The organism is Mesorhizobium sp. WSM3860, assembly GCF_002294995.1.
Classification (GTDB): domain Bacteria; phylum Pseudomonadota; class Alphaproteobacteria; order Rhizobiales; family Rhizobiaceae; genus Mesorhizobium.
This window is the reverse complement of sequence record NZ_NSGF01000004.1, coordinates 103,468-130,030: the sequence shown is the minus strand read 5'-3', so window position 1 is coordinate 130,030 and position 26,563 is coordinate 103,468. Positions and strand designations below refer to the sequence as shown.

Here is a 26,563-nt window from a genome sequence, read left to right as displayed (position 1 = left end):
TGTGAACTCGTTTCTACGCGGCGCTTGGTCGCGCTTCGTCACGGCTCGGTTCAAAGGAGCGGAAAAATTTTTGCCGCTCGCCAGCGGCAGGGGAAGCGAGAGGCGTATCCCCTCTCACACGCCCGCGACGGCGCAGAGGGCTTTCATCCTGGCGACGGCGCGCTCAGGATCGGCCAGCAATCCCGCCTGATCGGCGAGACGAAAGACGTCGGCGTAGTGACATATGCCGCGTGCCGACTGCATGCCGCCGATCATGGTGAAATGATCCTGGTGGCCATTCAGCCAGGCCATGAAGACGATGCCTGCCTTGTAATATTCCGTCGGGGCTTCGAAGATCTTGCGCGACAGCGGCACGGTGGGCGCCATCAGCGCGTCATAGCCGGCCCGGTCGCCCTCGGCGAGCCTGGCCAACGCAGCGTTGGCCACCGGGGCGATGGCGTCGAAGATGCCGAGCAGTGCATGCGAGTGCCTCTTGCCGTCGCCCGCGATCAGCTCCGGATAGTTGAAATCGTCACCCGTGAACATCAGCACGCCTTCAGGCAGGCGGTCGCGCAACAGCACCTCCTTGCCGGCGTCGAGCAGCGATATCTTTATGCCCTCGACCTTGTCGGCGTGCCGCTCGATGATGGAGACCACGGTGTCCAAGGCCGTCTCGAAATCATTGCTGCCCCAATAGCCCTTGAGCGCCGGATCGAACATGTCGCCCAGCCAGTGCAGGATCACCTTGCCGGAGGCTTGGCTGAGGATGCGGTCGTAGACGCGGGCATAGTCGTCCGGGCCTTTGGCCACGGCCGCCAGCGCGCGGCTTGCCATCATGATCGCCTTGCTGCCCTCGCCTTCGATGAAGGCGAACTGCTGCTCATAGGCATGGATCACGTCGTCCAGCGACTTTGCCGCGGCCGGCGCCAAATGGTCGGTGCCGGCGCCGGAAGCGAGATCGGCGCCTTTCACCGTGCGCGCCTCGGCGATCGAGCGCCGGATCAGTTCTTTCGCGCTCGCCCAGTCGAAACCCATGCCGCGCTGCGAGGTGTCCATCGCCTCGGCGATGCGGAAGCCGAGTCGCCACAGATGATGACGAAACGCCATCGTCTTGTCCCAGTCGACCGCCGGCCGCGACCAGGGATCGGTCATGGCGATGGGGTTGGCGACGACATGGGCGGCGGCATAGGCGACGCGCGGGAAATCGGCGCCGATGGGCTGCGCCGGTTGGCCGACCGGCCGATAGCTGACGCGATCGCCATTCTCCGCAGGCAGAATGATGTCCATCGAACTCTCCCTTTGCGGCAGCCTATAGATGGAACGTTCCAATAAATCAAGAACCTTTATGATCCTTGCGGCTGAAGCGATCCAACGCAGCGTAGCGGCCTAGAGCCCATGCGTTTTCGGCTTAGCGATCAATTTTTCGAAATCCATGTGAATCCCGGTTGACTCCGGTTTGAGGCAGTGTTTAGAACGTTCCAATAAATTTTAACGCCGAAAGCGGAGGAAAGCACGGATATGGCCAGCCGGGCCAAGGCGACGATCCTGGATATCGCCCGCGAGGCCGGCGTGTCCAAATCGACGGTATCGCTCGTGCTGCAAGGCAGCGGGCTGATCCGGCCTGAGACCGCGGTCAAGGTCCGCAAGGCGATCGAGGATGTCGGCTATGTCTACAACCGCGGCGCCGCCAACCTGCGCAAGGCGCATTCCAACGTCATCGGCATGGTGATCAACGATCTCACCAATCCCTTTTTCGCCGAGCTGGCGGTCGGCATGGAGCGCGTCTTCCAGGCCGCCGGCATCGTGCCCTTCATCGCCAACACCGCGGAAAATCCGGTCCGCCAGGAAGAGGTGCTGAAGTCGCTGTTGGAACAGGGCGTCGCCGGTCTGATCGTCTCGCCGGCGCGCGGCACCACCCCCGGCGCCTTCCGCCGCATCGAGGCTGCCGGCGTGCCGGTCGTCTTCGCCATGCGCCGCCTGCCTGAGAGCCGCATCCCGGCGATCGCGCCCGACAACCATCGCGGCGCCTATCTCGCCACCCAGCATCTGATCGGCAAAGGCCACCGCCGGCTGGCTTTCTTTGGCGGTTCGTCCGACCTCGTGGTCTATCACGACAGGCTTGGCGGCTTCATCGAGGCATGCGAGGCGCTTGGCATCCCGGCCGCCAACCGAACGATTGTCGAAGGCGAGACCAGCCGCAGAGGCGGCATGGCCTGCCTGGAGACCGCGCTTGCGGCCGCCGAGCCGCCGACAGCCGCCCTTTGCTTCAACGACGCCGTCGCTTTCGGCGTCATGCTCGCGCTGCGCAAGCGCGGCCTAGAGGCCGGAGCCGACTTCGCCGTGGTCGGTTTCGACGACGTGGCCGAAGCCGAGCACTACATGCCGGCGCTGACCAGCGTCGCCGTCGACACCCCAGGCCTTGGCGAGCGCGCCGCCCACGTCATGCTGAAGATGATCCAGTCGCGCACGACGCGCGCCGAGGACCATATCGGCGCGGTCAGCCTCGTCGTTAGGGAAAGCTGCGGGCCGAGCCGCAGCGCACGCGGCAGTGGAATGGGAGATGCCGCATGAGCGTGAGATGGGGCCTGATCGGCGCAAGCACGATCGCCAGGCAGTTCATGATCAACGCCATTCGCGCGCAGGCCGACGGTGAGGTTGCCGCGGTGATGAGCTCCAGCGCAGAGCGGGCTCAGGCCTACGCCAAGGAAAACGGCATTCCTCAAGCCGTCTCGACGCTCGATGCGCTGCTTGGCTCGGACATTGACGCCGTCTACATCTCCACCACCAATGAGCTGCATCTCGAACAGGGGCTGGCCGCCATCAAGGCCGGCAAGCATGTGCTCTGCGAAAAGCCGCTGGCGCTGACCAGCGCCGATGCGCGCAAGATGGTTGCGGCGGCCAGGAAAGCCGGCATCGTGTTCGGCACCAACCATCATCTGCGCAATGCCGGCGCGCATCGGGCGATGCGCGAGGCGGTCGCAACCGGCCGTATCGGCAAGCCAATCGCCGCGCGTGTGTTCCATTCCGTCTACCTGCCCGAAAGCCTGCAGGGCTGGCGCATCACCAGGCCCGAGGCCGGCGGCGGCGTGGTGCTCGACATCACGGTGCATGATGCCGACACGCTGCGCTTCGTGCTCGGCGACGATCCGGTCGAGATCTCGGCCTTCACACAGTCGGCCGGCATGGCCGGCGGCGGGCTGGAGGACGGCGCGATGTGCATCTGGCGCTTCAAGTCCGGCGTCGTTGCGCAATCGCATGAAGGCTTCACGACCAAATTCGCCGGCATCGGCTTCGAGGTGCATGGGTCGGAGGGCTCGCTGATCGCCAGAAATGTGATGACGCAGAAGCCGATCGGCTCGGTGCTGCTGCGCACTGCAAACGGCGAGGAGGAACTGAGCTTCGATCGCGAGGACCTCTACACCCGCTCGCTGCGCCAGTTCCATGCTGCGATCCGCGGCGAAGGCCAGCCTTCGGCCACCGGCCAGGACGGGATCTGGTCGCTGGCATCCGCCGAAGCAGCACTGCAATCCTCGAAGACCGGCAAGGCCGTGATCATCGATCCGCAACTCGGGAGCCTCGCGTGAGCAAGCTCGTCACGGCAGCGCATGCCGCCAGCCTGATCAAGGACGGCATGGTTGTCTCTGTGTCGTCCTCGAGCGGCCTCGGCTGCCCCGACGCCGTGCTTGCCGCGATCGGCGAGCGCTTCGATGCGGAAGGGCATCCGAGAGCGATCACCACGCTGCACCCGATCGCCGCCGGCGACATGTACGGCATCAAGGGCATCGACCATCTCGCCAAGCCTGGCCTGCTCAAGCGCACGCTCTGCGGCTCTTATCCGTCCGGCCCCTCCTCCGCCGAGCCGCCGCGGATCTGGCAGATGATCGGCGACAATTCGGTCGCTGCGTACAACGTACCCTCCGGCATCCTGTTCGACATGCATCGCGAGGCGGCCGCCAAGCGTCCCGGCGTGCTGACCAAGGTCGGCCTCGACACCTTCGCCGACCCGCGCCACCAGGGCTGCGCCATGAACGCGGCGGCCAGCGAGCCGATCGTCTCGGTGCAGCAGTTCGACGGCGAGGAATGGCTCTATTTCCGCGCCATCGTCCCCAACGTCTCGATCATCCGCGCCACCTCCGCCGACGAGCGCGGCAATCTCACCTACGAGCATGAAGGCGCCTATCTCGGCGGTCTCGAACAGGCATTGGCTGCCCGCAACAATGGCGGCATCGTCATTGCGCAGGTGAAGCGCATCGTCGAGAACGGCACGCTCAAGCCGCACGATGTGCGTGTGCCCGGCGTCTTGGTCGACCATATCGTGGTCGCGCCCGATCAACTGCAGACCACGCAGACGCCTTACGACCCGGCGATCTCGGGCGAGATCTTCCGGCCGCTCTCCACCTTCCGCACGCCGGAGATGAACATCCAGAAGGTGATCGCGCGCCGCGTCGCCATGGAGTTGCGCGACGGCATGGCCGTCAATATCGGCTTCGGCATCTCCGCCAACGTGCCGCGCATTCTTCTCGAGGAAGGCCAGCACGGCAAGGTCACCTGGGTGATCGAACAGGGCGCCGTCGGTGGCGTGCCGCTGCTCGACTTCAAATTCGGCTGCGCCTCCAACGCCGAGGCGATCATGCCCTCGCCGCACCAGTTCATCTATTTCCAGGCCGGCGGCTTTGACGCCTCGCTTCTGTCCTTCCTGCAGATCGACCGCCACGGCTCGGTCAACGTGTCGAAGCTTTCGGCGCGACCGCATGTGACGGCCGGCGCCGGCGGTTTCGTCGACATCACCGCGCGAGCGAAGAAGATCGTCTTCTCCGGCTTCTTCAATGCCGGCGCCAAGCTCTCGCTGGCGAACAGCGCCATCCGCATCGACCAGGAAGGCAAGGTGAAAAAGATTGTCGAGGAGGTCGAGCATATCTCCTTCTCGGGCAAGCGCGCCGTCGCGCAAGGCCAGGACATCACCTATGTCACCGAACGCTGTGTGATGAAGCTGACCCCGGACGGGTTGATGGTGACCGAGCTGGCGCCCGGCGTCGATCTCGAACGCGATGTCCTGGCGCAGGCCGACATTCCGCTCGCCGTCGCAAACGACCTCAAGATCACGCCCGCGTCGCTCTATCAGGATGGGCCGATCGGCCTGTCGCTCAACGGCGGCGCTTCGCTTGGAGGCGCGCATGGCTGAGCGCCTCGTCACCTTCGAGCAGGACGGCGCGATCGGTATCGTCACGCTGCGGCGGCCGGAAAAGTTCAACGCGCTCGACATTCCGATGCTGCGCGCGCTCGAAGCCGCACTCGACAAGGCCGAGCTGGCCGAGGGTGTCCGCGTCGTGCTCATTCGCGGCGAAGGCAAGGGTTTCTGCGCCGGCGGCGACGTCGAGGCCTGGGCACAGTTGAGCGCCGCCGATTTCCAGGTTCAATGGGTGCGCTACGGCCACCGCGTCTTCGACCGGCTGGCGCGCCTGCGGCAGCCGACCATCGCAGTTCTGTCCGGCCATGCGCTTGGCGGAGGATTGGAATTGGCCGCCGCCTGCGATTTTCGCGTCGCGGAAACCCAGATCAAGCTCGGCTTTCCCGAAACCTCGATCGGCGTCGTGCCCGGCTGGTCCGGAACGCAGCGCGCCGTGCGCCGCTTCGGCGCGCAAACGGTGCGGCGCATGGCAATAGGGGGCGAAGTCCTGGTGGCGGGCGAGGCGCTTGCGCTCGGCGTCGTCGACCGCGTTGTCGACACCGGCAAAGCGTTCGACGAAGCCAGGGCCTGGGCTGAAAGGATCGCCGAGCGTGGTCCGCTCGCAACCGAGGCCGCCAAGCTGATGATCGGTATTGCCGAAGGCGAGGAAGACGCGGCAGCTACGGAAGCGCTCGCCAGCGGCTTCATTGCGCTGACCGGCGACCTGAAGGCCGGCGTCGGTGCTTTCAAGGCCAAGCAGAAGCCCGCCTTTTCGAGATCCTAGAGAAGATACGATGAACGCACCCCTCAACATCTCCATGCCGGCCGAGGCGTCGGCGGCGCCGAAAGCCTACAAGCTTTTGATCGACGGCAAGCACGTCGAAGCCCGCGACGGCCGCACCATCGAGCGCAGCAGCCCTGGCCATGGCTTTGCCGTGTCGCGTTACGCCCAGGCCGGCGCTGCGGAAGTCGACGCTGCGGTGCAGTCCGCGCACAAGGCCTTCGAGGCCGGCGCGTGGCCGCGCATGAAGGCGTCGGAACGCGCAGCGGTGCTGCTCAAGGCGGCCGACCTGATCGAGAGCCGGCTGGAAGAGATTGCCAGGCTCGACGCGCTCGAATCCGGCAAGCCGATCGCGCAGGCGCGCGGCGAGATCGGCGGCGCCGTCGACATCTGGCGCTATGCCGCTTCGCTTGCTCGCACGCTCCATGGCGAGAGCTACGCCAATCTCGGCGATGACATGCTGGGCGTGGTGCTGCGCGAGCCGATCGGCGTCGTCTCGATCATCACGCCCTGGAATTTTCCCTTCCTGATCGTCAGCCAGAAACTGCCCTTCGCGCTCGCCGCCGGCTGCACTGCCGTGGTCAAGCCGAGCGAGATGACCTCGGCCTCGACCTTCGTGCTCGGCGATGTCCTGCTCGAGGCCGGCCTGCCGGCGGGCGTCGTCAACATCCTCGCTGGCTTGGGTAGCGATGTCGGCGCGCCGATGGTCGGCCATCCGCTGGTTGAGATGGTGTCCTTCACTGGCTCGACCCGCGTCGGCAAGATGACTATGGCGGCGGCGTCCAGTTCGCTGAAGAAGGTGTCGATGGAGCTCGGCGGCAAGAACGGCCAGATCGTCTTCCCCGACGCCGATCTCGAAGCGGCGGCGGATGCCGCAGTCTTCGGCGGCTTCTTCAACGCCGGCGAATGCTGCAATGCCGGCAGTCGGCTGATCGTGCATGAGGCGGTCGCGGACGACTTTCTCGGCGCGGTCAAGGCGCTGGCCGAGAGAGTGAAAGTCGGCGATCCGCTTGACGACCGCACCAAGGTCGGCGCGATGATCTCGGCCGACCACATGGCAAAGGTAGCCGGCTATGTGACGGCGGCCAAAAACGGCGGCGGCAGCGTCTTCAGCGGCGGCGGACAGCTCGCCTCCAACGCCGGCCAGTATCTCGATCCGACCATTGTCGGCAACGTCACCGAGGACATGGAAATCGCGCGCGAGGAAGTCTTCGGGCCGGTGCTGTCCGTGCTCACTTTTGAAACGATTGAAAAGGCATTGCACATCGCCAACAACACGCCCTATGGTTTGTCTGCGGGAGTGTGGAGCGCCAGCATCGACACATGCATGTCGGTGGCGCGCGGTGTGCGTTCGGGGACGGTTTGGGTGAATACGTTCATGGAAGGTTATCCCGAACTGCCCTTCGGCGGCTACAAGCAGTCCGGTCTCGGACGCGAACTCGGCAAACGCGCCGTCGAGGACTATACCGAGGAAAAGACAATCCAGTTTCATCGCGGCCAGCGCACCGGATGGTGGGTCGGCTGAGTTGGGAGACCCCGGCGGCCACCCCGCCGGTTATGTGAATGCAACAAGGGAGGTAGTACATGTTGCGCAAACTGCTTATCGGAACGGCTCTTGCGACGAGCTTTGCGTTCTCGGCGCATGCCGCGGACGTCAAGGAAGTGCAGATGCTGCATTGGTGGACGTCGGGCGGCGAAGCGGCTGCTCTGAACGTGCTGAAGCAGGATCTGGCCAAGGAAGGCTATGCCTGGAAGGACGTGCCGGTGGCCGGTGGTGGCGGCGACGCCGCCATGACCGCTCTGAAGGCGATGGTCGCGGCCGGCAACTATCCGACTGCCTCGCAGATGCTGGGCTACACCGTGCTCGACTATGCCGCCGCCGGCGTCATGGGCGACCTCACCGAGACCGCCAAGAAGGAAGGCTGGGACAAGTCGGTTCCGGCCGCCCTGCAGAAATTCTCCGTCTATGACGGCAAGTGGGTCGCGGCCCCGGTCAACGTCCACTCGGTCAACTGGCTGTGGATCAACAAGGCCGTGATGGACAAGATCGGCGGCACCGAGCCGAAAACCTTCGACGACTTCGTGGCGTTGCTCGACAAGGCCAAGGCCGCGGGCGTCATCCCGCTCGCGCTCGGCGGCCAGAACTGGCAGGAAGCCACCATGTTCGACTCCGTCGTCCTGTCGACCGGCGGACCGGAATTCTACAAGAAGGCGATGAACGACCTCGATGAGGAGTCGCTCAAGTCCGACACGATGAAGAAGTCGTTCGACAACCTCGCCAAGCTCGTCACCTATGTCGACCCGAACTTCTCGGGCCGCGACTGGAACCTCGCCACCGCCATGGTCATCAAGGGCGACGCGCTGGTTCAGGTCATGGGCGACTGGGCCAAGGGCGAGTTCCACGCCGCCAACAAGACCCCGGGCACGGACTTCCTCTGCTACCGCTTCCCCGGCACCGACGGCTCGGTGATCTACAACTCCGATATGTTCGGCATGTTCAACGTTCCGGACGACCGCAAGGCCGCGCAGGTCGCTCTGGCCACCGCCACCCTGTCGAAGAGCTTCCAGTCGGCTTTCAATGTCGTGAAGGGCTCGGTCCCCGCCCGTACCGACGTGCCGGACACCGACTTCGATGCTTGCGGCAAGAAGGGCATCGCCGACCTTAAGGCCGCTAACGAAGGCGGCAAGCTGTTCGGCTCGCTGGCCCAGGGCTACGGTGCGCCTCCGGCTGTCGCCAACGCCTACAAGGACGTCATCTCGAAGTTCGTCCATGGTCAGATCAAGACCTCGGACGAAGCCGTGACCGAACTGGTCAAGGCCATCGACGACGCCAAGTAAGGCGTATTGCCGTAACCCCGAGTCTCCCCCGCTTCGGCGGGGGAGGCCTCCTGTCGAGATAATATCCGGAATCGCTGCCTGGCGTGCGCAGCACGCCGGCCGGGTCCCAATAACCGGTACTGGATAAGCCGATGAGCACAGTCGCCGAAACCCAAATCAAGCTGACACCGGAGCACGACGCCCGCCCTGGCGCGACCGTCCGCTCGCGATTGCAGGACCTTTTGCCCAAGATCGTCCTGGCGCCGAGTTTCGCGGCGACGATCATCTTCGTCTATGGCTTCATCCTATGGACGATCTATCTGTCGTTCACCAACTCCAAGACCTTCCCGTCCTACGACATCACCGGCGCCCGCGCCTATCAACGGCTGTGGCGCTGGACCTTCGAGAGCGACCCGCCGTCAAGCTGGTACACCTCGATCACCAACATGGGTATTTTCGGCTTCCTCTACATCCTGATCTGCCTGGCGCTCGGCCTGTTCCTGGCCATCCTGCTCGACCAGAAGATCCGCGGCGAAGGCGTGCTGCGGCCGATCTACCTCTACCCGATGGCGCTCTCCTTCATCGTCACCGGCGTCGCCTGGAAATGGTTCCTCGACCCCGGCCTCGGTCTCGAGCAGACGCTGCATCAATGGGGCTGGACGAGCTTCCATTTCGACTGGATCAAGAACAAGGATTTCGTCATCTACACGGTGGTGATCGCCGGCGTCTGGCAGGCTTCCGGCTTCATCATGGCGATGTTCCTGGCCGGGCTTCGCGGCATCGACGGCGAGATCATGAAGGCCGCGCAGATCGACGGCGCGACCACCTTCCAGCTCTACCGCCGCATCGTCATTCCCCTGCTCAGGCCCGTCTTCCTGTCGGCTTTCATCGTGCTCGCGCATCTGGCCATCAAGTCCTATGACCTTGTCGTGGCGCTGACCAGCGGCGGACCGGGCGGCTCGGCCTGGCTGCCGTCGAACTTCATGTACGAGTTCACCTTCAAGCGCAACGAGATGGCGGTCGGCTCGGCGAGCGCGGTGATCATGCTGATGACGCTGACCGCGATCATCGTGCCTTACCTCTATTCCGAGCTCAGGGAGAAGCCGCGATGAGCGCCGTCACCTCACCGGCCCGCCAGGCTTCGAGCGGCGTCAGCGCCAGGACGATCAACCGCATCGTCATCTACGGGCTGCTCGCGCTGTTCGCGCTGTTTTACCTGATGCCGCTCTTCGTCATGCTGGTCACCTCCTTCAAGACCATGGACGAGATCCAGAACGGCAACATGCTGGCGCTGCCGCAGTCGCCGACGATCGCGCCATGGTTCAAGGCCTGGGGCGAGACCTGCGTCGGCCTGACTTGCGCCGGCATCAAGGGCTACTTCTGGAACTCCATCAAGATGGTGGTGCCGGCGGTGCTGATCTCGACGCTGCTCGGCGCGCTCAACGGCTATGTGCTGACCAAATGGCGCTTCCGCGGCCACACGCTGGTCTTCGCGATGATGCTGTTTGCCTGCTTCATTCCGTTCCAGTCGGTGCTGTTGCCGATGGCGACCATCCTCGGCAGCATCGGCCGCTTCGGCGCCAGCCTGCAGAACGCGACGGGATTCAACTTCGGTCTCGGCAATTCGACGGTCAACCTGGTCTTCGTCCATGTGGTCTACGGCCTCGGCTTCACCACGCTGTTCTTCCGCAATTATTACGAGGCCTTCCCGACCGAGTTGGTGAAGGCGGCGCAGGTCGACGGCGCCTCCTTCTTCCAGATCTTCCGCCGCATCATGCTGCCGAACTCGATGCCGATCTTCGTCGTCACCGTCATCTACCAGTTCACCAACATCTGGAACGACTTCCTGTTCGCTTCCGCTTACGCCGGCACCGGCGACGTGATGCCGATGACGGTGGCGCTCAACAATGTCGTCAACACCTCGACCGGCGTCGTCGAATACAACGTCAACATGGCCGCGGCGATGATTGCCGCGTTGCCCACCCTGATCGTCTATGTCGTCGCCGGCCGCTATTTCGTGCGCGGACTGATGGCCGGCGCGGTCAAGGGCTGACCCTATTTTCTGAAGGAACGACCATGGCTTTTCTGGAAATTGATGGGCTGAAGAAGCGCTTCGGGAATGTCGAGATCCTGAAGGGCATCGATGTCGAGCTCGAAAAGGGCGGCTTCCTGGTGCTGGTCGGCCCGTCCGGCTGCGGCAAGTCCACTCTGCTCAACACCATTGCCGGGCTGGAAACCATCACCGAGGGCCAGATCCGCGTCGACGGCCGTGCGATCAACGATCTGCATCCCTCGAAGCGCGACATCGCCATGGTCTTCCAGAGCTACGCGCTCTATCCGAACATGACGGTTGCCGGAAACATCGCCTTCGGCATGGAGATGCGCGGCGTGCCAGCGGCGGAGCGCCAGGCGGCGATCGACAAAGTGGCAAAGATCCTGCAGATCGGTCACCTGCTCAACCGCAAGCCAAGTCAGCTCTCCGGCGGCCAGCGGCAGCGCGTCGCCATGGGCCGGGCGCTGGTGCGCGACCCAAAACTCTTCCTGTTCGATGAGCCGCTCTCCAATCTTGACGCCAAGCTGCGCGTGGACATGCGCATCGAGATCAAGCGCTTGCACGCCACGACCGGCACGACGATCGTCTATGTCACCCACGATCAGATCGAGGCGATGACGCTGGCGACCAAGATCGCCGTCATGCGCGACGGCGAGGTGCAGCAGTTCGGCACGCCGGCCGAAGTCTACAACAACCCCACCAATGTGTTCGTCGCCGACTTCATGGGCTCGCCGGCGATGAACCTGATCCCGGCCAAGATCGGCGCCAACGGCAGCGGGCTCTCCGTCGTGCTCGATCGTGAGGCGCGTCAGCCGATCACGCTGTCGCTGCCCGGCGCGCCGACCGGCCTTGCGGCCTTCAAGGACAAGCCGGTCATCTTCGGCGTGCGTCCGGAAGCGCTGACCGATCCAGAAGGCGCCGAACGCAACGGCTCCGAAATCGCCACCGCCGACTGCCACATCGAAGTGGTCGAGCCGGCGGGATCGGACACGTTCGCCGTCACCAATCTCGGCGGCAAGGGCGTGGTGGCACGACTGCGCGCCGACGCCAGGATCCAGCCCGGCACCAGCACGCCGCTGGCCTTCAACCTCAGCAAGGCGGTGTTCTTCGATCCGGCGACCGAGAAGCGCATTCTCTGATGCATGTCACCCAAAAGTGGATCCGGTTTGGGGCAGCGACATGCATCAAAGATCCAAAGCGCGTCGTTCCCGTCAGTTCAAACACGACGCGCTTTAGACAATGACAAATCCGGATATCGTCATCATCGGCTCCGGCATCGGCGGCGCCACGACCGCCTCCGGCTTGGCCGGCAGCGGCGCCTCGATCCTGATCCTGGAGCGGGGCGATCATCTGCCTACGACGCCGCATGCTCGCTCGACGCGCTCGATCTTCGTGGATGAGCATTACCGGCCGAAGGAGATGTGGCGCGAGGCCGGCGGCGGCGCGTTCAACCCCGGCAACTACTATTATGTTGGCGGCAACTCGAAATTCTTCGGCGCGGTGCTGATCCGCTACCGCAAGGAGGATTTCTCCGAGCTGGAGCATTTCGGCGGCGTCTCGCCGGCCTGGCCGTTTTCCTATGACGAGTTGGAACCCTGGTATTCGAAGGCCGAGCAGCTTTTCCGCGTGCGCGGCACGCTCGGCGAGGATCCGACCGAGCCATTCCATTCGATCCCTTATGCCTTCAAGCCGGTGCCCGACGAACCTCCGATCGCGCGTGCCCGCGCCGAGCTCAAAGGCCTCGGTCTGCATCCCGCCTCGCTGCCGCTCGGCGTCGACATCGAAGCCTGGCTGAAGGAGGGCAAGACCGGCTGGGATGCTTTCCCGAACACCGGCCAGGGCAAGGTCGACGCCCAGACCGGGCCTTTGGCGGCGGCGCTCGATGACAAGAACATCAGGCTCGAAACCGGCGCCCATGTCGACTGGCTCGAGGCCTCGCGGGACGGCAAATCGATTGCCGCCATTCATTACACGCAGAACGGCGCGCAAAGGACGCTCTCGCCGAAGCTGATCATCCTTTCGGCCGGCGCGATCAACTCCGCCGCCATCCTGCTGCGTTCGCCCTCGGCAAGCGGCAAAGGGCTCGCCAACAGTTCCGACCAGGTCGGCCGCAATTTCATGAACCACAATTCGAGCGCGATGCTGGCGATCAACCCGCGCCGCCCCAACGACGCCGTCTACCAGAAGACGCTGATGCTGAACGACTACTACCTCTCGGACGGCAAGGGCGGCAAGCCGCTGGGCAATGTGCAGCTGCTCGGCAAGATCGACGGCAACATGCTGCGGGCCAATGTGAAGCTGGCGCCGAGATTCGCGCTGGACTTCATGGCCGGCCACGCCATCGACTGGTACCTGATGTGCGAGGACCTGCCCGATCCTGAAAGCCGCATCATGATCGACGGCAGGGAGATCGTCATGCGGTGGCGGCGCTCCAACATGCAGTCGCTGGAAGGCCTGACCAAGGTGATGCGCGAAAACTTCCGCGCCTGCGGTTACCCGATCGTATTGTCGCGCCCCTTCGACAAGCGCACGCCCTCGCACCAGTGCGGCACCGTGCGCATGGGCAACGACCCGGCGATGGCGCCACTCGATACGTTCTGTCGTGCTTACGACCACAAGAACCTGTTCGTCGTGGACGCCGGCTTCCTGCCGACCTCGGCCGCGGTCAATCCGGCGCTGTCGATCGCCGCCCAGGCGCTGCGCGTCGCCGATCACATCCGTAAGACGGAGCTTGCGGCATGACCCGCCCGGCGGCCATTGTCACCGGCGGCGCGCGCGGCATCGGGCTGGCCTGCGCCGAAGCGCTGGCCGATGCCGGCTTCGACATCCTCGTGGCCGATCTTGCCGACGACCCCACCAAACGGCTTATACAGAACATAACGTCGCGTCGTGCAGCATTCGCCTACCATCGCTGCGATATCGCCAACCATTCTGATCACGCAACGCTTATTGGTGCCGGCATGCGCGCGTTCGGCCGGATCGATTGCCTGGTCAACAATGCCGGTGTCGGCGCCATGGTGCGCGGCGATCTCCTGGATCTCAAACCGGAGAATTTCGATCGTGCACTCGCGATCAATCTGCGCGGCACGGTGTTTCTCAGCCAGGCCGTCGCCAAGGCGATGCTGGCGACACCCGCCAGCTTTGCGAGGTCGATCGTCACCATCACCTCGGTCAGCGCGACAATGGCTTCGCCGGAGCGCGCCGACTACTGCATCTCAAAGGCAGGGCTTTCGATGTGGGTGAAGAATCTGGCGCTGCGGCTCGCCCCGGAAAACATCGGCGTGTTCGAGGTGCGGCCGGGCATCATCCGTACCGACATGACGGCGGGCGTATCCGCCAAATATGACGCGCTGATCGAAGGCGGCCTGGTGCCGGCCAAACGCTGGGGCGAGGGCGCCGATATCGGCGCTGTGGTGGCCGCACTTGCCAGCGGAAAATTCGGCTTTGCAACCGGATCGGTCATCGATGTCGACGGCGCGCTCTCCGTGCCTCGTCTGTGAGTGAGTGGAACCATGGCTGACTACATCATCGTTGGCGCCGGACCGGCCGGTTGCGTGCTGGCCAACCGACTGAGCGAGGAGCCGACCAATTCGGTCCTGCTGCTCGAAGCCGGCGGCAAGGATTGGCATCCGCTGATCCACATGCCGGCAGGTTTCGCCAAGATGACCAAGGGCATCGTCTCCTGGGGCTGGTCGACGGTGGCGCAGAAGCACATGAAGGACCGCGTCTTCTGGTACACCCAAGCGAAGGTTGTCGGCGGCGGCTCGTCGATCAACGCCCAGATCTACACGCGCGGCAACGCACGCGACTATGACGCCTGGGAGAAGGAAGAGGGCTTGGCCGGCTGGGGCTATCGCGATGTGCTGCCCTATTTCAAGCGCGCCGAGAACAACCAGCGCTTCGCTAACGACTATCACGGCGACCAGGGGCCGCTCGGCGTTTCCAACCCGATCGCGCCGCTGCCGATCTGCGAGGCCTATTTCCGCGCCGCCCAGGAGATGGGAATCCCCTTCAATCCGGATTTCAACGGCGCCAGCCAGGCAGGCGTCGGCTATTACCAGCTCACCCAGAAGGACGCGCGGCGCTCCTCCGCCTCGGTCGCCTATCTGAAGCCTATCCGCGCCCGCAAGAACCTGACGGTCAGGACCGATGTGCTCGTCACCCGCATCGTCGTCGAGAAGGGCCGCGCCGTCGGCGTCGAGATCGTCGACAAGCCGGGCGGAGAGAAGACGATCCTGCGCGCCGAACGCGAGGTGATCGTCTCCTCCGGCGCCATCGGCTCGCCGAAGCTTTTGATGCAGTCGGGCATCGGCCCGGCCGATCATCTGAAGTCGGTCGGCGTCACGCCGGTCCACGACCTGCCCGGCGTCGGCTCCAACATGCAGGATCATCTCGACCTGTTCGTGATCGCCGAATGCACCGGCGACCACACCTATGACAACTATGCCAAGCTGCACCGCACGATGTGGGCCGGCCTGCAATATCTGCTTTTGAAGAAGGGCCCGGTCGCCTCCAGCCTGTTCGAGACCGGCGGCTTCTGGTACGCCGATCCGACCGCCGCCTCGCCCGACATCCAGTTCCATCTCGGCCTCGGCTCCGGCATCGAGGCGGGCGTCGAGAAGCTGAATAATCCCGGCGTGACGCTCAACTCCGCCTTCCTGCGCCCGCGCTCGCGCGGCACGGTGCGATTGAAGAGCGCCGATCCCGCCGATCATCCGCTGATCGACCCGAACTACTGGTCCGATTCCTACGATCGCGACATGTCGATCAAGGGGCTCAGGCTGGCGCGCGAGATCATGGGGCAGAAGGCGCTGCAGCCTTTTGTGCAGCGCGAGGTGCTGCCCGGCCCTGCCCTGCAAAGCGACGCCGACCTCTTCGACTATGCCTGCCGCTCGTCCAAGACCGATCACCATCCCGTCGGCACCTGCCGCATGGGCCATGACGAGATGGCTGTGGTGACGCCCGATCTCAGGCTGCGCGGCATCGATGGCCTGCGGGTCTGCGACGCGTCGGTGATGCCGCGTGTCCCCTCCTCCAACACCAATGCGCCGACGATCATGGTCGGCGAGAAGGGCGCCGATCTGATCCTCGGACGCGAGCCGCTGCCGCCGGCCGTGTTCAAGGGCAATAAGGCGGCTTGAGGGAAGAACAATGATCCGCCACTGCGTCTTTGTCCGCTTCGGCGACGGCATCTCCGCCGCCGAGCGCGCCGCGATTCACGCTGATCTCGAAGCGCTGCGCTCGGCCATCGACGGCATGGACAAGGTCCATTTCAGCGCCAATGTCAGCCCCGAGCCGTTCGCGCGCGGTTTCAGCCATGGCTTTACTATCGATTTCCGCAATGCCGCAGCCCGCGACGCCTATCTGGCGCACGAGGCGCATCAGCGCGCCGGCGCTCGCCTGGTGGCCGCGCTCGAAGGCGGCACCGAGGGGCTGATGGTCCTCGACTTGGAGTTTACGGAAATGTGACCGCCGGTTGATCGAAAACCGGCAAAAGACCCGTTCTCTTTTGCACCGCATGGAACATATCGTTCCTTTCGCGGATGCAAAGGAGCAGCGATTTGAGTCTCACCTCGGAGCAGAAGAAAACCGTACTTGCATCTTTCCTGGGCTGGACGCTCGACGCTTTTGATTTCTTCCTTCTGACATTCCTGCTCACCGATATCGCCGCTGAATTCCACACCGATGTCCCGGCGGTCTCCAAGGCGCTGTTCCTGACCTTGGCCACGCGATTCATCGGCGCGTTCTTGTTCGGCATGCTTGCCGACAAATATGGGCGCAAACCGCTGCTGATGCTCAACATCGTCAGCTATTCGGTGATCGGGGCACTGGCGGCCTTCTCGCCCAATCTCGGCATATTCCTGGCCCTGCGCGCGCTGTTCGGCATCGCGATGGGCGGTGAATGGGGCCTTGGCAGCTCGCTCGCCATGGAATCCATTCCGCCCCGCGCCCGCGGCATGGTTTCGGGCATACTGCAATGCGGCTATCCGGCGGGATATCTGCTGGCGGCAGTGGTCTATGGGCTGCTCTACGGCCAGAAGATCGGCGACTTCACCTTCGGCTGGCGCGCCATGTTCCTGCTGAGCTTCGTGCCAGCGCTGATCGTGCTTTTCATCCGCTCGCATGTGCCGGAATCGCCCGCCTTCGTCTCAGGCCGGGCGCAGGCGCGGCCAGGCCTCCTCGAAACACTGCAGAAGCACTGGGGCATCGCGGCCTATGCCGTGGTGCTGATGATGTTCTTCAACTTCTTCAGCCATGGCACGCAGGACCTCTACCCGACCTTCCTGAAGAAGCAGCACGGCTTCGATCCGCACACGGTGAGCTGGATCACCATCGTCGCCAATATCGGCGCCATTGTCGGCGGCCTGGCTTTCGGCGCGCTGTCGGAGAAGATCGGGCGCATAAACGCGATCACGCTCGCTTGCGTCATTGCCCTGCCGGCGATTCCGCTCTGGGCCTATACGACGACGCCCTTCATGCTGGCGCTCGGCGCCTTCATCATGCAGGTGGCGGTGCAAGGCGCCTGGGGCGTCATTCCGGTGCATCTCAACGAGCTATCGCCGGGCTCCGTGCGGGCGACCTTGCCTGGCTTCATCTACCAGGCCGGCAATCTGGCGGCCTCCTATGGCGGTCCGTATCAGGCTGGCATCGCCGAAGCGCCGGGAGGCAGCTATGGCTATGCGCTGGCATTGTTTGCCGGCGTGGTCGCCGTCTGCATCATCGTCGTCATCCGCTTCAGCCCCGAGAAGCGTGGCGAGGTCATGACCGTGATCGACCGGGAAGTCAGCCCAGTCTGAGCGCCACCACGCCCGCGACGATGCCCAGCGCCGCGGCGGCGCGCCATGCCGTCATCTTCTCGCCCAGCGCCAGCACCGAGATCAGCATGGCGAACAGGATCGAGGTCTCGCGCAGCGACGCGACCGAGGCGATCGGCGCCTTGGTCATCGCCCACATCACGATCCAGTAGGCAGCACCGCTGAGCACGCCGGTGAAGAGGCCCGCCTTCCAGTCGCGCGCCAGTAGGGGCAGCGACTGCGGCCCGCGAAAGGCGATGCACAGCACCAGCGCCCAGAGCGCATCGCAGACGAACAGCCAGGCCGCATAGCTTTGCGCGGTTGCCGCCAGCCGCGCACCGCTGCCGTCGGAGAGCGTGTAGCTGGCGACGAAGATCGAGGTGCCGAGCGCGAAGCTGACGGCGCGCAGATTGAATCGTTCAAGATGCACGCCGCCGCGAAACGACATGACCAGCGTGCCTGCCGACAGAAGCACGATGCCGAAGATGGAGAGTGGCGCCGGTATCTCTCCGAGCAGAACGATGCCGCCGAGCGCGGAGAGCAGCGGCGCGGTACCGCGCGCCAGCGGATAGGTCTGAGCGAAATCGCCAGCCTTGTAAGCGCCGATCAGAAACGTCCGGTAGCCCATATGGAAGAAAACCGAGGCGAGGATGAATGGCCAGACCTCGGCTTTCGGCACTTCAACGAAAGGCAGGGCCAGCAGCGCCGCTGCCCCCATGCCGAGCGTCATCAAGGTGATCGACAGGAAGCGGTCGAGATGCACCTTGACCAGCGCGTTCCAGATCGCATGCATGGCGGCCGCCGACAGCACCGCGAGGAAGACGAAAGGCGTCATGCCCGCCTCACCCGCCTGCAAGCCCAGAGGCGATGTCTGGCGTCTCCAGATCGATATCGACCCTGAGCGGGAAATGGTCGGAAGCCACTTCGCCGATATCGGCGCTCACCGAACGCACCCGCCCGGCCAGCATGCCGCCGACGAAGCAATGATCGAGCCGGCGTTTCGCCAGCCTGCCCTCGATCATCTTTTCATGTGTATGGAAGTCCGCAACCGGCTCGCTGGCGACGGCTGCGGCATCGACGAACCCATCGATATAGACGGCGCCGCGATGATAGGGCGTGCTGCCGACGATGCGCCGGTATTCCGCACTTCCTGGCTCCATGTTGAAATCGCCGAGCCAGATCGCCGCCAGCGGGTTTTCCGGCTCCGGCTCGCCATTCGCCCAGTTGCGCTGCGGCTCATCGTCGTCGCCGCTCCAGGGACCGCCATCGGACGGCGCGCGGCGATGTTCGGCGAGCAGATAGTCGATCTGCTCCAGCCGCTCTTCGGCCGCGATATGGGCAAGATGCAGCGAGAAAACCCGCACGGATCCCGCCGGCGTGCGGACCGTGCACTCCAGTGCGGCGTTGCGCGTGTTGAGGGGCTTGAGCGTGCGCCGGAGCGGCAGCGCATGCAGCCGCGACCAGACGATTGGCAGCTTCGACAGAAGCATCGTGCCGAACTGCCGCCGGCGGTTCACGACACGGCCGTCCCGCCTTTCGCTGGCATCCATGTCGAAGGCCGGACCGTAGACCCAGTGATAGTCGGGCAGCAGCCTGGACAGGATTTCCGGCTGGTCGTCGCCGTTGCTGCGCTGCCAGTGCCGCTCCACTTCCTGCAGGGCGATGATGTCGGCGCCGTCGACAAGGCGCGCGGCGCGCGCCAGTTCGTAGCGGCCGTCGCTGCCGTAGCCGTACTGGATGTTGTAGCTGACCAGCTTCATCGATTAACCGGCTGAATATCCGGCCACGGCACTAGCGCCTCGGCCATCGCGTTGCAATGGACGCCATCGACGTGCGGAATGGTCCAGTCACGACCGCCGAACCTGGCATCGTCTAGGTCGTGAGCGACTGGAACCGCCCCGCCGGCGATGCTGCCAGCTCGGCCCAGTCGATTTCTTCTTCCAGACGGTGATAGGCTTCGTCGCCGATCGTGCCGTCGCGGCGCAATTCTTCGAGCCTATCGCGCTGCCGCTTGATGGCATAGAGACGCAGCCGGTCGTATTCGGTGGCCGCCTGCGCATCCTCAGGATTCTCGGCGATCTTGCGTTGAGCCTCGTATTGCTCGCGCACGACGTCGGCAGCGGCAGACGTCTTGCGGCTCAGGACGTCGAGCGCGGCTTCCATGATGGCAACGCGTGCCTGCGCCACTTCGCGATCTATCGTCGTATCCTCTTCGAAATTGAGCCAGCGCAGCAGCGGCTTCAAGCTCATGCCTTGCAGCACCAGCGTGCCGAGCACGACCGCGAAGGCGGCAAGCACGATCGGGTCCCGGCCAGGGAAATTGGCCGGCAATGCAATGGCCACCACCAGGCTCACCAGCCCGCGCATGCCGCACCAACCGACAAGCACGGCGCCCCCGAATGTCGGCGCATCCTGCCTTTGCTCTTTGCCGTCGAAGCGGGCGAACCGCCGTATGATCGCGACGTAACCCAACACCCAGACGAGGCGTGCCACGATGACGACGGCCAGCACCGTTGCGGCGAAGACAAATGCATCGCCTTGCCCATCGCCGGAGAGCCTGCCGACAATCGACCGGGCCTGCAGGCCCATCAGCACGAAAGCCAGCACGTTGAGCACGAACACTGCCGACTCCCAGACCGAGTAGGTGCTGACGCGGCGTCTGGCCGACATGCGGCGCGGCGCGGTACGCGCAATGGTGATGGCATAGACGACGATGGTGATGATGGCGGAAAGGCCGACCCTGTCGGCGATGATCCAGACGGCGAAGGTTCCGGCAAACTGGACCACGGTGCTGCTTGCCGCATCCTCGATCCGCGTCAGCGTCAGCAGCGAGACGCGGCCGAACAGATAGCCGGCGGCGACGCTGCCGACCGTCGACAAAAGGATGACCGGCACCGCATCGCTCAGCATCACCGAGCCCATCGCGGCCGAAACGGCGATGCGGTAGATCAGAAGCGCCGTGGCGTCGTTGAGCAGGCTCTCCCCTTGCAGGATGGCGGTAAGGCGGTGCGGCACCTTGAACTGGCCGAGCACGGCGCTTGCCGCCACGGCATCCGGCGGCGCAACGATGGCGCCGAGCGCGATCGCCGCGGCGATCGGCAGACCGGCCATCTTCCAGCCGACGAAGGCGACGACCACGGTGGTGAAGACGACGGCGCCGAGCGCCAAGAGCACCAGCGACAGCCGGTACCGCTTCAGGTCGCGCAGCGACGTATCATAGGCGGCATCGAGAAGCACCGGCGCGATGAACAGGGCAAGCGCCAGTTCCGGATCGATCTCGATGGTCGGCGCACCTGGCAGAAAGGCGATCCCCACCCCGGCCAAGGCCAGCAGGGAGGGATAAGGTATCCCCAGCCATCGCGACAACGCGGTCAGCCCGACAGCGATCAGAAGCAGGATGAGGGTCAGCTCGAAAAGCGCCATGCCTCATCGTAGCGGCGAAGCCCTACGCATGGCAAAAAAAGTGAATGGTGAATGGTGAATGGTGAATGGTGAATGGTGAATGGTGAATGCTACAACCAGATGAATTGTAGCACGTAAAGTGCTCTCTTCGCTCACTGCCATTCACTATTCACTATTCACCATTTCCCTAGTGCAGCACCAGCATGTCGCCCGACGAGAACGAGATGTCCGCCTTCTCGCCGACGACGGGCGGCGGCGTCGCCGAATTGTTGAAGGTGTCGAGCGAGACCGTGTTGCCGCCGATGCCGACGCGCACCCGAATGACCGAGCCGAGGAAATGCACTTCGGCGATCTCGCCCGAAAGGCTGGTGTCGTGGCCGGGCTGGCGTCCGAGCGAAATCGCTTCGGGCCGCAGCGCCAGCGACAGCGTGTCGCCGGACTTCGAACCGTTGAGCTTGCCCTTCAGCGAGACTTCCTGCGTGTTGACCTGCACCTTGCCGGAGGCGGCGTCGGTGACCTTGCCTTCCAGCACGTTGAGCGTGCCGACGAAATTGGCAACGAACTTGGTCGCCGGCCGATTGTAGATCTCGAACGGCGTGCCGACCTGCTCTGCCTTGCCGCCATACATGACCGCGATGCGGTCGGAGATCGACAGCGCCTCTTCCTGGTCGTGCGTGACGAAGATGGTGGTGATGCCGAGCTTCTTCTGGATCGAACGGATTTCCTCGCGCAACGAAATGCGCACTTTGGCGTCCAGCGCAGACAGCGGCTCGTCGAGCAACAGGAGCTTCGGCTTCGGCGCAATGGCGCGCGCCAGCGCGATACGCTGCTGCTGGCCGCCAGAGAGCTGGTAGGGATAGCGGTCGGCCATCTGCGGCAGCCTGATGATGCCGAGCATCTCCGCGACACGGGAATCGATGGCCGCCTTGGGCATGCCCGCCACCTTCAGTCCGAACCCGATATTCTGCGCCACAGTCAGGTTCGGAAACAGCGCATAGGCCTGGAACACCATGCCGACATTGCGCTGGTTGGGCTTCAGCCTGGTGATGTCCTTGCCGCTGACCACGATCTTGCCGGCCGACGGCTCCTCGAAGCCGGCCACCATGCGCAACACCGTCGTCTTGCCGCAGCCGGACGGACCGAGGAACGAGACGAATTCGCCCGGCGCGACATCGAGGTTGAAATCCTCGACCACGGTTGTGGCGCCGAAGGACTTTCGCACATGCTGGATGGAGAGGAACGGCTCGGCCATGGCTTTTTCTTTCGGTCGGTACTTCGCTCAGTTGGGGCGGTTCGCCGATTTCGGCGCGAAACGGGACAAGATCTGGATCAGCGACATGCAGCCCCAGGTTATGACGAACGCGATGATCGACAGCGCCGCCGGCTCATAGGCGCGGTTGGCCACAAGGTTCTGCAAATACGGGCCGAATGCGGGTCGGTTGAGGAGGCTGGCCATAGTGAATTCGCCGATAACGATGGCGAAGGTCAGGAACGCGCCCGACAGCACCGCGATCAGCACATTGGGCAGGATCACGCGGCTTATGATCGTGCCCCAGCCAGCGCCCAGGATCTGCGCCGCTTCCGTCAACGTGCGCACGTCGATGGTGCGAAGCCCGGTGTCGACGGCGCGGTACATGTATGGCAGCGCAAGCGTTGCATAGCCGATGACCAGCAGGGCATTGGCGCCGGTGTTCGTCGCCAGAAACGGCAGCGGCGAATTCGAGCCATACATCCTGATATAGCCGAAGACGATGACGATGGCCGGGATCACCAGCGGCAACAGCGTGATGAACTCGACGATCGGCCTGATCTGCGGCATGCGAAGACGGATCCAGTAGGCCGTAGGCACGACGATCAGCACGCCGAGGAGAATGGTGAAGACGGCGACGATCACCGAAAACATGAAGGTCGCCTGGAACTGGCTGTCGCCGAGCACGACCTTGTAGGCGTCCAGGGAATAGACGCCGCGGCGCATACGCAGCGAGAACTCGATCGTCGCGATCAGCGGGATGAAGAAATACGCCGCGCCGAGGACGAAGACGACCCAGGCCCAGAACCTGCCGGATTTCATTTCAGCCACCTCTCCGAGCGCGTCCGGAACCAGATGTAGAAGATGTTGGCAAGCCCGGTGATGACGATCATGCCGAAGGCGATCGCGTAACCGAGATGGGCATTGTGCAACACGTCGCCGCGGATCTGGGCGTAGAGCAGGATCGGCACGATGTTGAGCGACGATCCGGTCAGCGCATAGGCGGTGGCGATCGCCCCGAAGGCATTGGCGAAGAGCAGGATCACCGTTCCGAGGAAGCTTGGCCACAGCACCGGGATGACCACCATGCGCCAGTATTGCGCCTGGGTGGCGCCGAGCGTGGCGGCGGCTTCGCCCCATTCCCTTTTTAGCCCGTCGATCGCCGGCACGATGATGACCACCATCAGCGGAATCTGGAAATAGACATAGGTGATCGTCAGACCCCAGAACGACAGCAGGTTGAAGCCATGCGCATAGATGTTGAACCCTACCAGCGTGTTGAGCAGCACCGTAACGAGGCCCAGCCGGCCGAGCGTCGCGATGAAGGCGAAAGCCAGCGGCACTCCGGCGAAATTGGACGCGACACCGGAAAACGTCAGCGTCCCCGACCGGATCCAGTTGGGCAGGCCGCCGCGCACGATGGCGATGGCGATGGCAAGACCGGCGAAGGCGCCGATCAGCGATGACGCAAGGCTGACCTTTATCGAAATCCAGTAGGCGGCAACGATGTTGGCCGAAAAAAGCGCGACGATGTTGGCGAAGGTGAACTCGCCCGCCTCGTTCTGGAAGGCGCCCAGCATCAAGTAGAGCGTGGGCAGGATCAGGAACATGACGGCGAAGACGAAGAACGGCGTTACGCCAAGCCATTGCGTCGGCAGCCGCATCGCGCGCGCTTCGCCGGGGGGAGCGGCCTTGCCCGCAATCGCCTGATTGGAAACCGAGAGATCGGTCATGCGCCGGCTACCGTTTCGGGAAGGGAGTCCGGGCGGCCCATCGGGCCGCCCGGACATATTGATGCTTACTTCACATTGGCGCCGACGACGGCGTCCCAGTTCTTGGTGATCGCTTCTTTCGCCTTGCCCTGTTCATCGAGCGTCGGAAACACCGCGGCCGCATAGGACTCGGCCGGAGGCATCTTCGCCAGCATGTCCGCCGGAACCTTGCCGTTCTTGGCGAGATCGTTGAAGCGGATCGGGTGGCAATAGCCCTTCAGCCAGCCGATCTGGCCTTCGTCGGAGTAGAGATACTCCAGCCAAAGCTTGGCCGCATTCGGATGCGGAGCGTAAGCGCTGATCGCCTGCACGTAAACGCCGGCGACGACGCCGGTCTTCGGCACAATGACGTCAACCGGGGGATTGCCCTTCAGCGTGTCGCGACCGGAGAGCGCGTTGTAGTCCCAGGTCACCAGGATCGGCGTCTGGCCCTGGGCGAGCGTCGCGGTTTTGCCGATGACCGGCACGAAGTTGCCGGCGGCATTGAGCTTCTTGAAAAACTCGAGCCCGGCAGTGCCTGCAGCTTCGCCAGCGGCGGCGCCACCGGCAAGGCCGGCGGCGTAGACGGCCTGGATAGCCTGGTTCGAAGCGCGCGGATCGCCGGCAAGGGCAACCGAGTTGGCGAATTCAGGCTTCTGCAGGTCGGCCCAGTCGGCCGGCGATTCCTTGACCAGATCCTTGTTCACCTGGAACGAGAGCACGCCATAATAGTCGCCTGTCCAGTAGCCGTCAGCGTCCTTGGCGCTGTCCGGAATGGAATCCCAGGTCGAGACTTTATAAGGCTGGATCAGGCCGTCCGTCTTGGCGGACGGACCGAAAGACAGGCCGACGTCGATGACATCAGGCGCTTGCGGGCCCTTGTTGTCCTTGTTCGCTTTGATCGCCTCGATCTCATCGCCGGAGCCTGCATCCGGGTTGAGCTCGTTGACGGTGATCTCCGGATACTTCGCCTTGAAGCCGGCGATGACGTCGCCGTAGCCGCACCAATCATGCGGCAGCGCGATGGTGGTGAGCTGGCCCTCGGCTTTCGCCGCCTTGACGAGATCGTCCATCGCATCGGCGGACGAAATCACCGTCGACGCAAACAGCGCCGCGGCCGAAAGGGAAAGCACTTTCCCCGTGAATTTGAACATGTGTTCTCTCCGTTGAACTGACGCCATTGGACGTCTGCGATGCGGTATCGTTTTCGTGTGACAGCCAGATGAAAGCTTTGTGAAACCGGCACCCCGCAGCACGAAAAAGTAAACTCTCTTTAACCGGCTGTAGCAATCGCTGCGCGATTCTTTTTCCGGCTAATTATTCTCCTCCTTGCCCTTCCGCCCGTTGCCCTTTCCTTTCCCTCGTTTCCAGATCAACTTTCCGCTGCAAAATTGTCTTACGCCGACCCTACGATGGCATTTTCGAGCAGAGCAAGCGCCCCTTTCTTGGTGAGCTTGACCGGATTGCCGCCGGCGGTCGGATCGACCACCGCCATATCGGCGATCAGCGCCTTGCGCTTCTTGTCCATGTCGAGGCCTTTGATCAGGCCGGGCAGCGCATGCGGCACCTTGAGTTCCTTGCGCAGTTTGATGACGGCTTTGGCGAAGCCTTCGAAGCCGCCCTTGATGCCGCAATAGGCCGCGAGCCGCGCGATGCGGTCCTCAATTGCGTCGCGGTTGAAGGCGAGGACATAGGGCATGAACACCGCATTGGTCATGCCGTGATGGGTGTCGTAGAGCGCGCCGATCGGATGCGACAGAGAGTGGATTGCGCCCAGCCCTTTCTGGAAGGCCGCCGCGCCCATCGCGGCTGCGCTCATCATATTCGCGCGGGCGACCAGATCCTTGCCGTTGGTGAAGGCCTTGGGCAGGTTCTCGAACACCAGCCGGATGCCTTCCACGGCAATGCCGTCGGCCATCGGATGATAGCCCGGTGCGCAATAGGCTTCGAGGCAGTGGGCTAAAGCGTCCATGCCGGTGCCGGCCGTGATGAAGGGCGGCATGCCGACCGAGAGCTCCGGATCGGCAATCACGATCGCCGGCAGAAGCTTCGGATGGAAAATGACTTTCTTGGTGTGGGTCTCTTCATTGGTGATGACGCCGGCGCGGCCGACCTCGGAACCGGTGCCGGCCGTGGTCGGCACCGCGATGATCGGCGCGATCGCATCCGAGTTGGCGCGCGTCCACCAGTCGCCGATGTCCTCGAAATCCCATACCGGACGCGTCTGCCCGGCCTGGAAGGCGATCAGCTTGCCGAGGTCGAGCGCCGAGCCGCCGCCGAAAGCGATGACCCCGTCATGCTTGCCTTTCTTGAACACGGCGATGCCGGCGGTCAGGTTGGACTCGACCGGGTTCGGCTTCACCTCGGAAAAGACGCCATAAGGCACCTTGGCATCGTCGAGGATCTTCAGCGTCGAAGCAACGACCGGCAGCTTCGCTAGGCCCGGGTCGGTGACGAAGAGCGGCCGCTTGATGCTCGCCGCGGCCATCGCGTCCGGCAGCTCCTTGATGCGGCCTGCGCCGAAGCGAACGGTGGTGGGATAGTTCCATTTGGAGATGAGCTTGGACATG

23 protein-coding genes are annotated in these 26,563 nt (G+C 63.9%); 14 read left to right on the top strand and 9 right to left on the bottom strand.

Annotated elements, in window-relative coordinates; translation table 11 throughout:
• Window positions 1–114 precede the first annotated feature (114 nt).
• The gene (locus CK220_RS09475; protein ID WP_095811285.1) at window positions 115–1,266 is read right to left on the bottom strand and encodes a dihydrodipicolinate synthase family protein; all 1,152 of its coding nucleotides are present in this window, start codon (window positions 1,264–1,266) and stop codon (window positions 115–117) included.
• A 231-nt stretch (window positions 1,267–1,497) separates the two neighbouring features.
• Here CK220_RS09475 and CK220_RS09470 point away from each other — a divergent pair, with 231 nt between their 5' ends.
• The 14 genes from CK220_RS09470 (at window position 1,498) to CK220_RS09405 (ending at window position 17,594) form a co-directional block, all read left to right on the top strand.
• The gene (locus tag CK220_RS09470) at window positions 1,498–2,550 is read left to right on the top strand and encodes a LacI family DNA-binding transcriptional regulator (RefSeq protein ID WP_095811284.1); all 1,053 of its coding nucleotides are present in this window, start codon (window positions 1,498–1,500) and stop codon (window positions 2,548–2,550) included.
• A complete protein-coding gene (locus CK220_RS09465) occupies window positions 2,547–3,563 on the top strand; it encodes a Gfo/Idh/MocA family oxidoreductase (protein ID WP_095811283.1) in 1,017 nt (338 codons plus the stop codon). The genes CK220_RS09470 and CK220_RS09465 overlap by 4 nt, the downstream gene beginning before the upstream one ends.
• Window positions 3,560–5,161 carry an acyl CoA:acetate/3-ketoacid CoA transferase gene (locus CK220_RS09460; RefSeq protein ID WP_095811282.1) on the top strand — a complete coding sequence of 534 codons (1,602 nt, stop codon included), beginning with the start codon at window positions 3,560–3,562 and terminating at the stop codon, window positions 5,159–5,161. Before CK220_RS09465 ends, CK220_RS09460 begins: the two co-directional genes overlap by 4 nt.
• Window positions 5,154–5,930, top strand: a complete 777-nt coding sequence (locus CK220_RS09455; protein ID WP_095811472.1) for an enoyl-CoA hydratase/isomerase family protein — start codon at window positions 5,154–5,156, stop codon at window positions 5,928–5,930. Before CK220_RS09460 ends, CK220_RS09455 begins: the two co-directional genes overlap by 8 nt.
• 10 nt (window positions 5,931–5,940) lie before the next feature.
• Window positions 5,941–7,452: an aldehyde dehydrogenase family protein gene (locus tag CK220_RS09450; protein WP_095811281.1), complete on the top strand. Its 1,512-nt coding sequence runs from the start codon at window positions 5,941–5,943 to the stop codon at window positions 7,450–7,452.
• A gap of 59 nt (window positions 7,453–7,511) precedes the next feature.
• A complete protein-coding gene (locus CK220_RS09445) occupies window positions 7,512–8,765 on the top strand; it encodes an ABC transporter substrate-binding protein (RefSeq protein WP_095811280.1) in 1,254 nt (417 codons plus the stop codon).
• A 131-nt stretch (window positions 8,766–8,896) separates the two neighbouring features.
• A complete protein-coding gene (locus CK220_RS09440) occupies window positions 8,897–9,856 on the top strand; it encodes a sugar ABC transporter permease (protein ID WP_095811279.1) in 960 nt (319 codons plus the stop codon).
• Window positions 9,853–10,797 (top strand): carbohydrate ABC transporter permease, encoded by a 945-nt coding sequence (locus CK220_RS09435; protein WP_095811278.1) that lies wholly within the window; start codon window positions 9,853–9,855, stop codon window positions 10,795–10,797. Before CK220_RS09440 ends, CK220_RS09435 begins: the two co-directional genes overlap by 4 nt.
• Window positions 10,798–10,820: 23 nt before the next feature.
• Window positions 10,821–11,936: an ABC transporter ATP-binding protein gene (locus CK220_RS09430; RefSeq protein WP_067002551.1), complete on the top strand. Its 1,116-nt coding sequence runs from the start codon at window positions 10,821–10,823 to the stop codon at window positions 11,934–11,936.
• Between the two features lie 100 nt (window positions 11,937–12,036).
• Entirely contained in the window at window positions 12,037–13,539 is a 1,503-nt protein-coding gene (locus CK220_RS09425) for a GMC family oxidoreductase (RefSeq protein WP_095811277.1), read from the top strand.
• Complete coding sequence (locus CK220_RS09420; RefSeq protein ID WP_095811276.1) at window positions 13,536–14,297, top strand: 3-ketoacyl-ACP reductase; 762 nt, start codon at window positions 13,536–13,538, stop codon at window positions 14,295–14,297. Before CK220_RS09425 ends, CK220_RS09420 begins: the two co-directional genes overlap by 4 nt.
• Window positions 14,298–14,309: 12 nt before the next feature.
• Window positions 14,310–15,938, top strand: coding sequence for a GMC family oxidoreductase N-terminal domain-containing protein (locus CK220_RS09415; protein WP_095811275.1), 1,629 nt, complete (start codon window positions 14,310–14,312; stop codon window positions 15,936–15,938).
• Between the two features lie 10 nt (window positions 15,939–15,948).
• Complete coding sequence (locus tag CK220_RS09410; protein WP_095811274.1) at window positions 15,949–16,266, top strand: Dabb family protein; 318 nt, start codon at window positions 15,949–15,951, stop codon at window positions 16,264–16,266.
• A gap of 92 nt (window positions 16,267–16,358) precedes the next feature.
• Entirely contained in the window at window positions 16,359–17,594 is a 1,236-nt protein-coding gene (locus CK220_RS09405) for an MFS transporter (protein WP_210201415.1), read from the top strand.
• Here the strand turns inward: CK220_RS09405 and CK220_RS09400 are convergent.
• The 8 genes from CK220_RS09400 to CK220_RS09365 all read right to left on the bottom strand — a co-directional run bounded on the left by CK220_RS09400 (window position 17,581) and on the right by CK220_RS09365 (window position 26,562).
• Window positions 17,581–18,426 (bottom strand): EamA family transporter, encoded by an 846-nt coding sequence (locus CK220_RS09400; protein ID WP_095811272.1) that lies wholly within the window; start codon window positions 18,424–18,426, stop codon window positions 17,581–17,583. The two genes, CK220_RS09405 and CK220_RS09400, sit on opposite strands and share 14 nt — an antisense overlap.
• A 7-nt stretch (window positions 18,427–18,433) precedes the next feature.
• The gene (locus CK220_RS09395; RefSeq protein WP_095811271.1) at window positions 18,434–19,351 is read right to left on the bottom strand and encodes an endonuclease/exonuclease/phosphatase family protein; all 918 of its coding nucleotides are present in this window, start codon (window positions 19,349–19,351) and stop codon (window positions 18,434–18,436) included.
• 112 nt (window positions 19,352–19,463) lie between these two features.
• On the bottom strand, window positions 19,464–21,014 hold the full coding sequence (locus CK220_RS09390) for a sodium:proton antiporter (RefSeq protein WP_095811270.1): 1,551 nt from the start codon (window positions 21,012–21,014) through the stop codon (window positions 19,464–19,466).
• Between the two features lie 166 nt (window positions 21,015–21,180).
• A complete protein-coding gene (locus CK220_RS09385; RefSeq protein ID WP_095811269.1) occupies window positions 21,181–22,245 on the bottom strand; it encodes an ABC transporter ATP-binding protein in 1,065 nt (354 codons plus the stop codon).
• Window positions 22,246–22,272: 27 nt separating this feature from the next.
• A complete protein-coding gene (locus CK220_RS09380) occupies window positions 22,273–23,064 on the bottom strand; it encodes an ABC transporter permease (RefSeq protein ID WP_095811268.1) in 792 nt (263 codons plus the stop codon).
• Window positions 23,061–23,906 carry an ABC transporter permease subunit gene (locus CK220_RS09375; protein WP_176479047.1) on the bottom strand — a complete coding sequence of 282 codons (846 nt, stop codon included), beginning with the start codon at window positions 23,904–23,906 and terminating at the stop codon, window positions 23,061–23,063. The genes CK220_RS09380 and CK220_RS09375 overlap by 4 nt, the downstream gene beginning before the upstream one ends.
• A 134-nt stretch (window positions 23,907–24,040) precedes the next feature.
• A complete protein-coding gene (locus CK220_RS09370; RefSeq protein WP_095811266.1) occupies window positions 24,041–25,147 on the bottom strand; it encodes an ABC transporter substrate-binding protein in 1,107 nt (368 codons plus the stop codon).
• Window positions 25,148–25,389: 242 nt separating this feature from the next.
• Window positions 25,390–26,562 (bottom strand): iron-containing alcohol dehydrogenase, encoded by a 1,173-nt coding sequence (locus tag CK220_RS09365; protein WP_095811265.1) that lies wholly within the window; start codon window positions 26,560–26,562, stop codon window positions 25,390–25,392.
• Between the last annotated feature and the right edge of the window lies 1 nt (window position 26,563).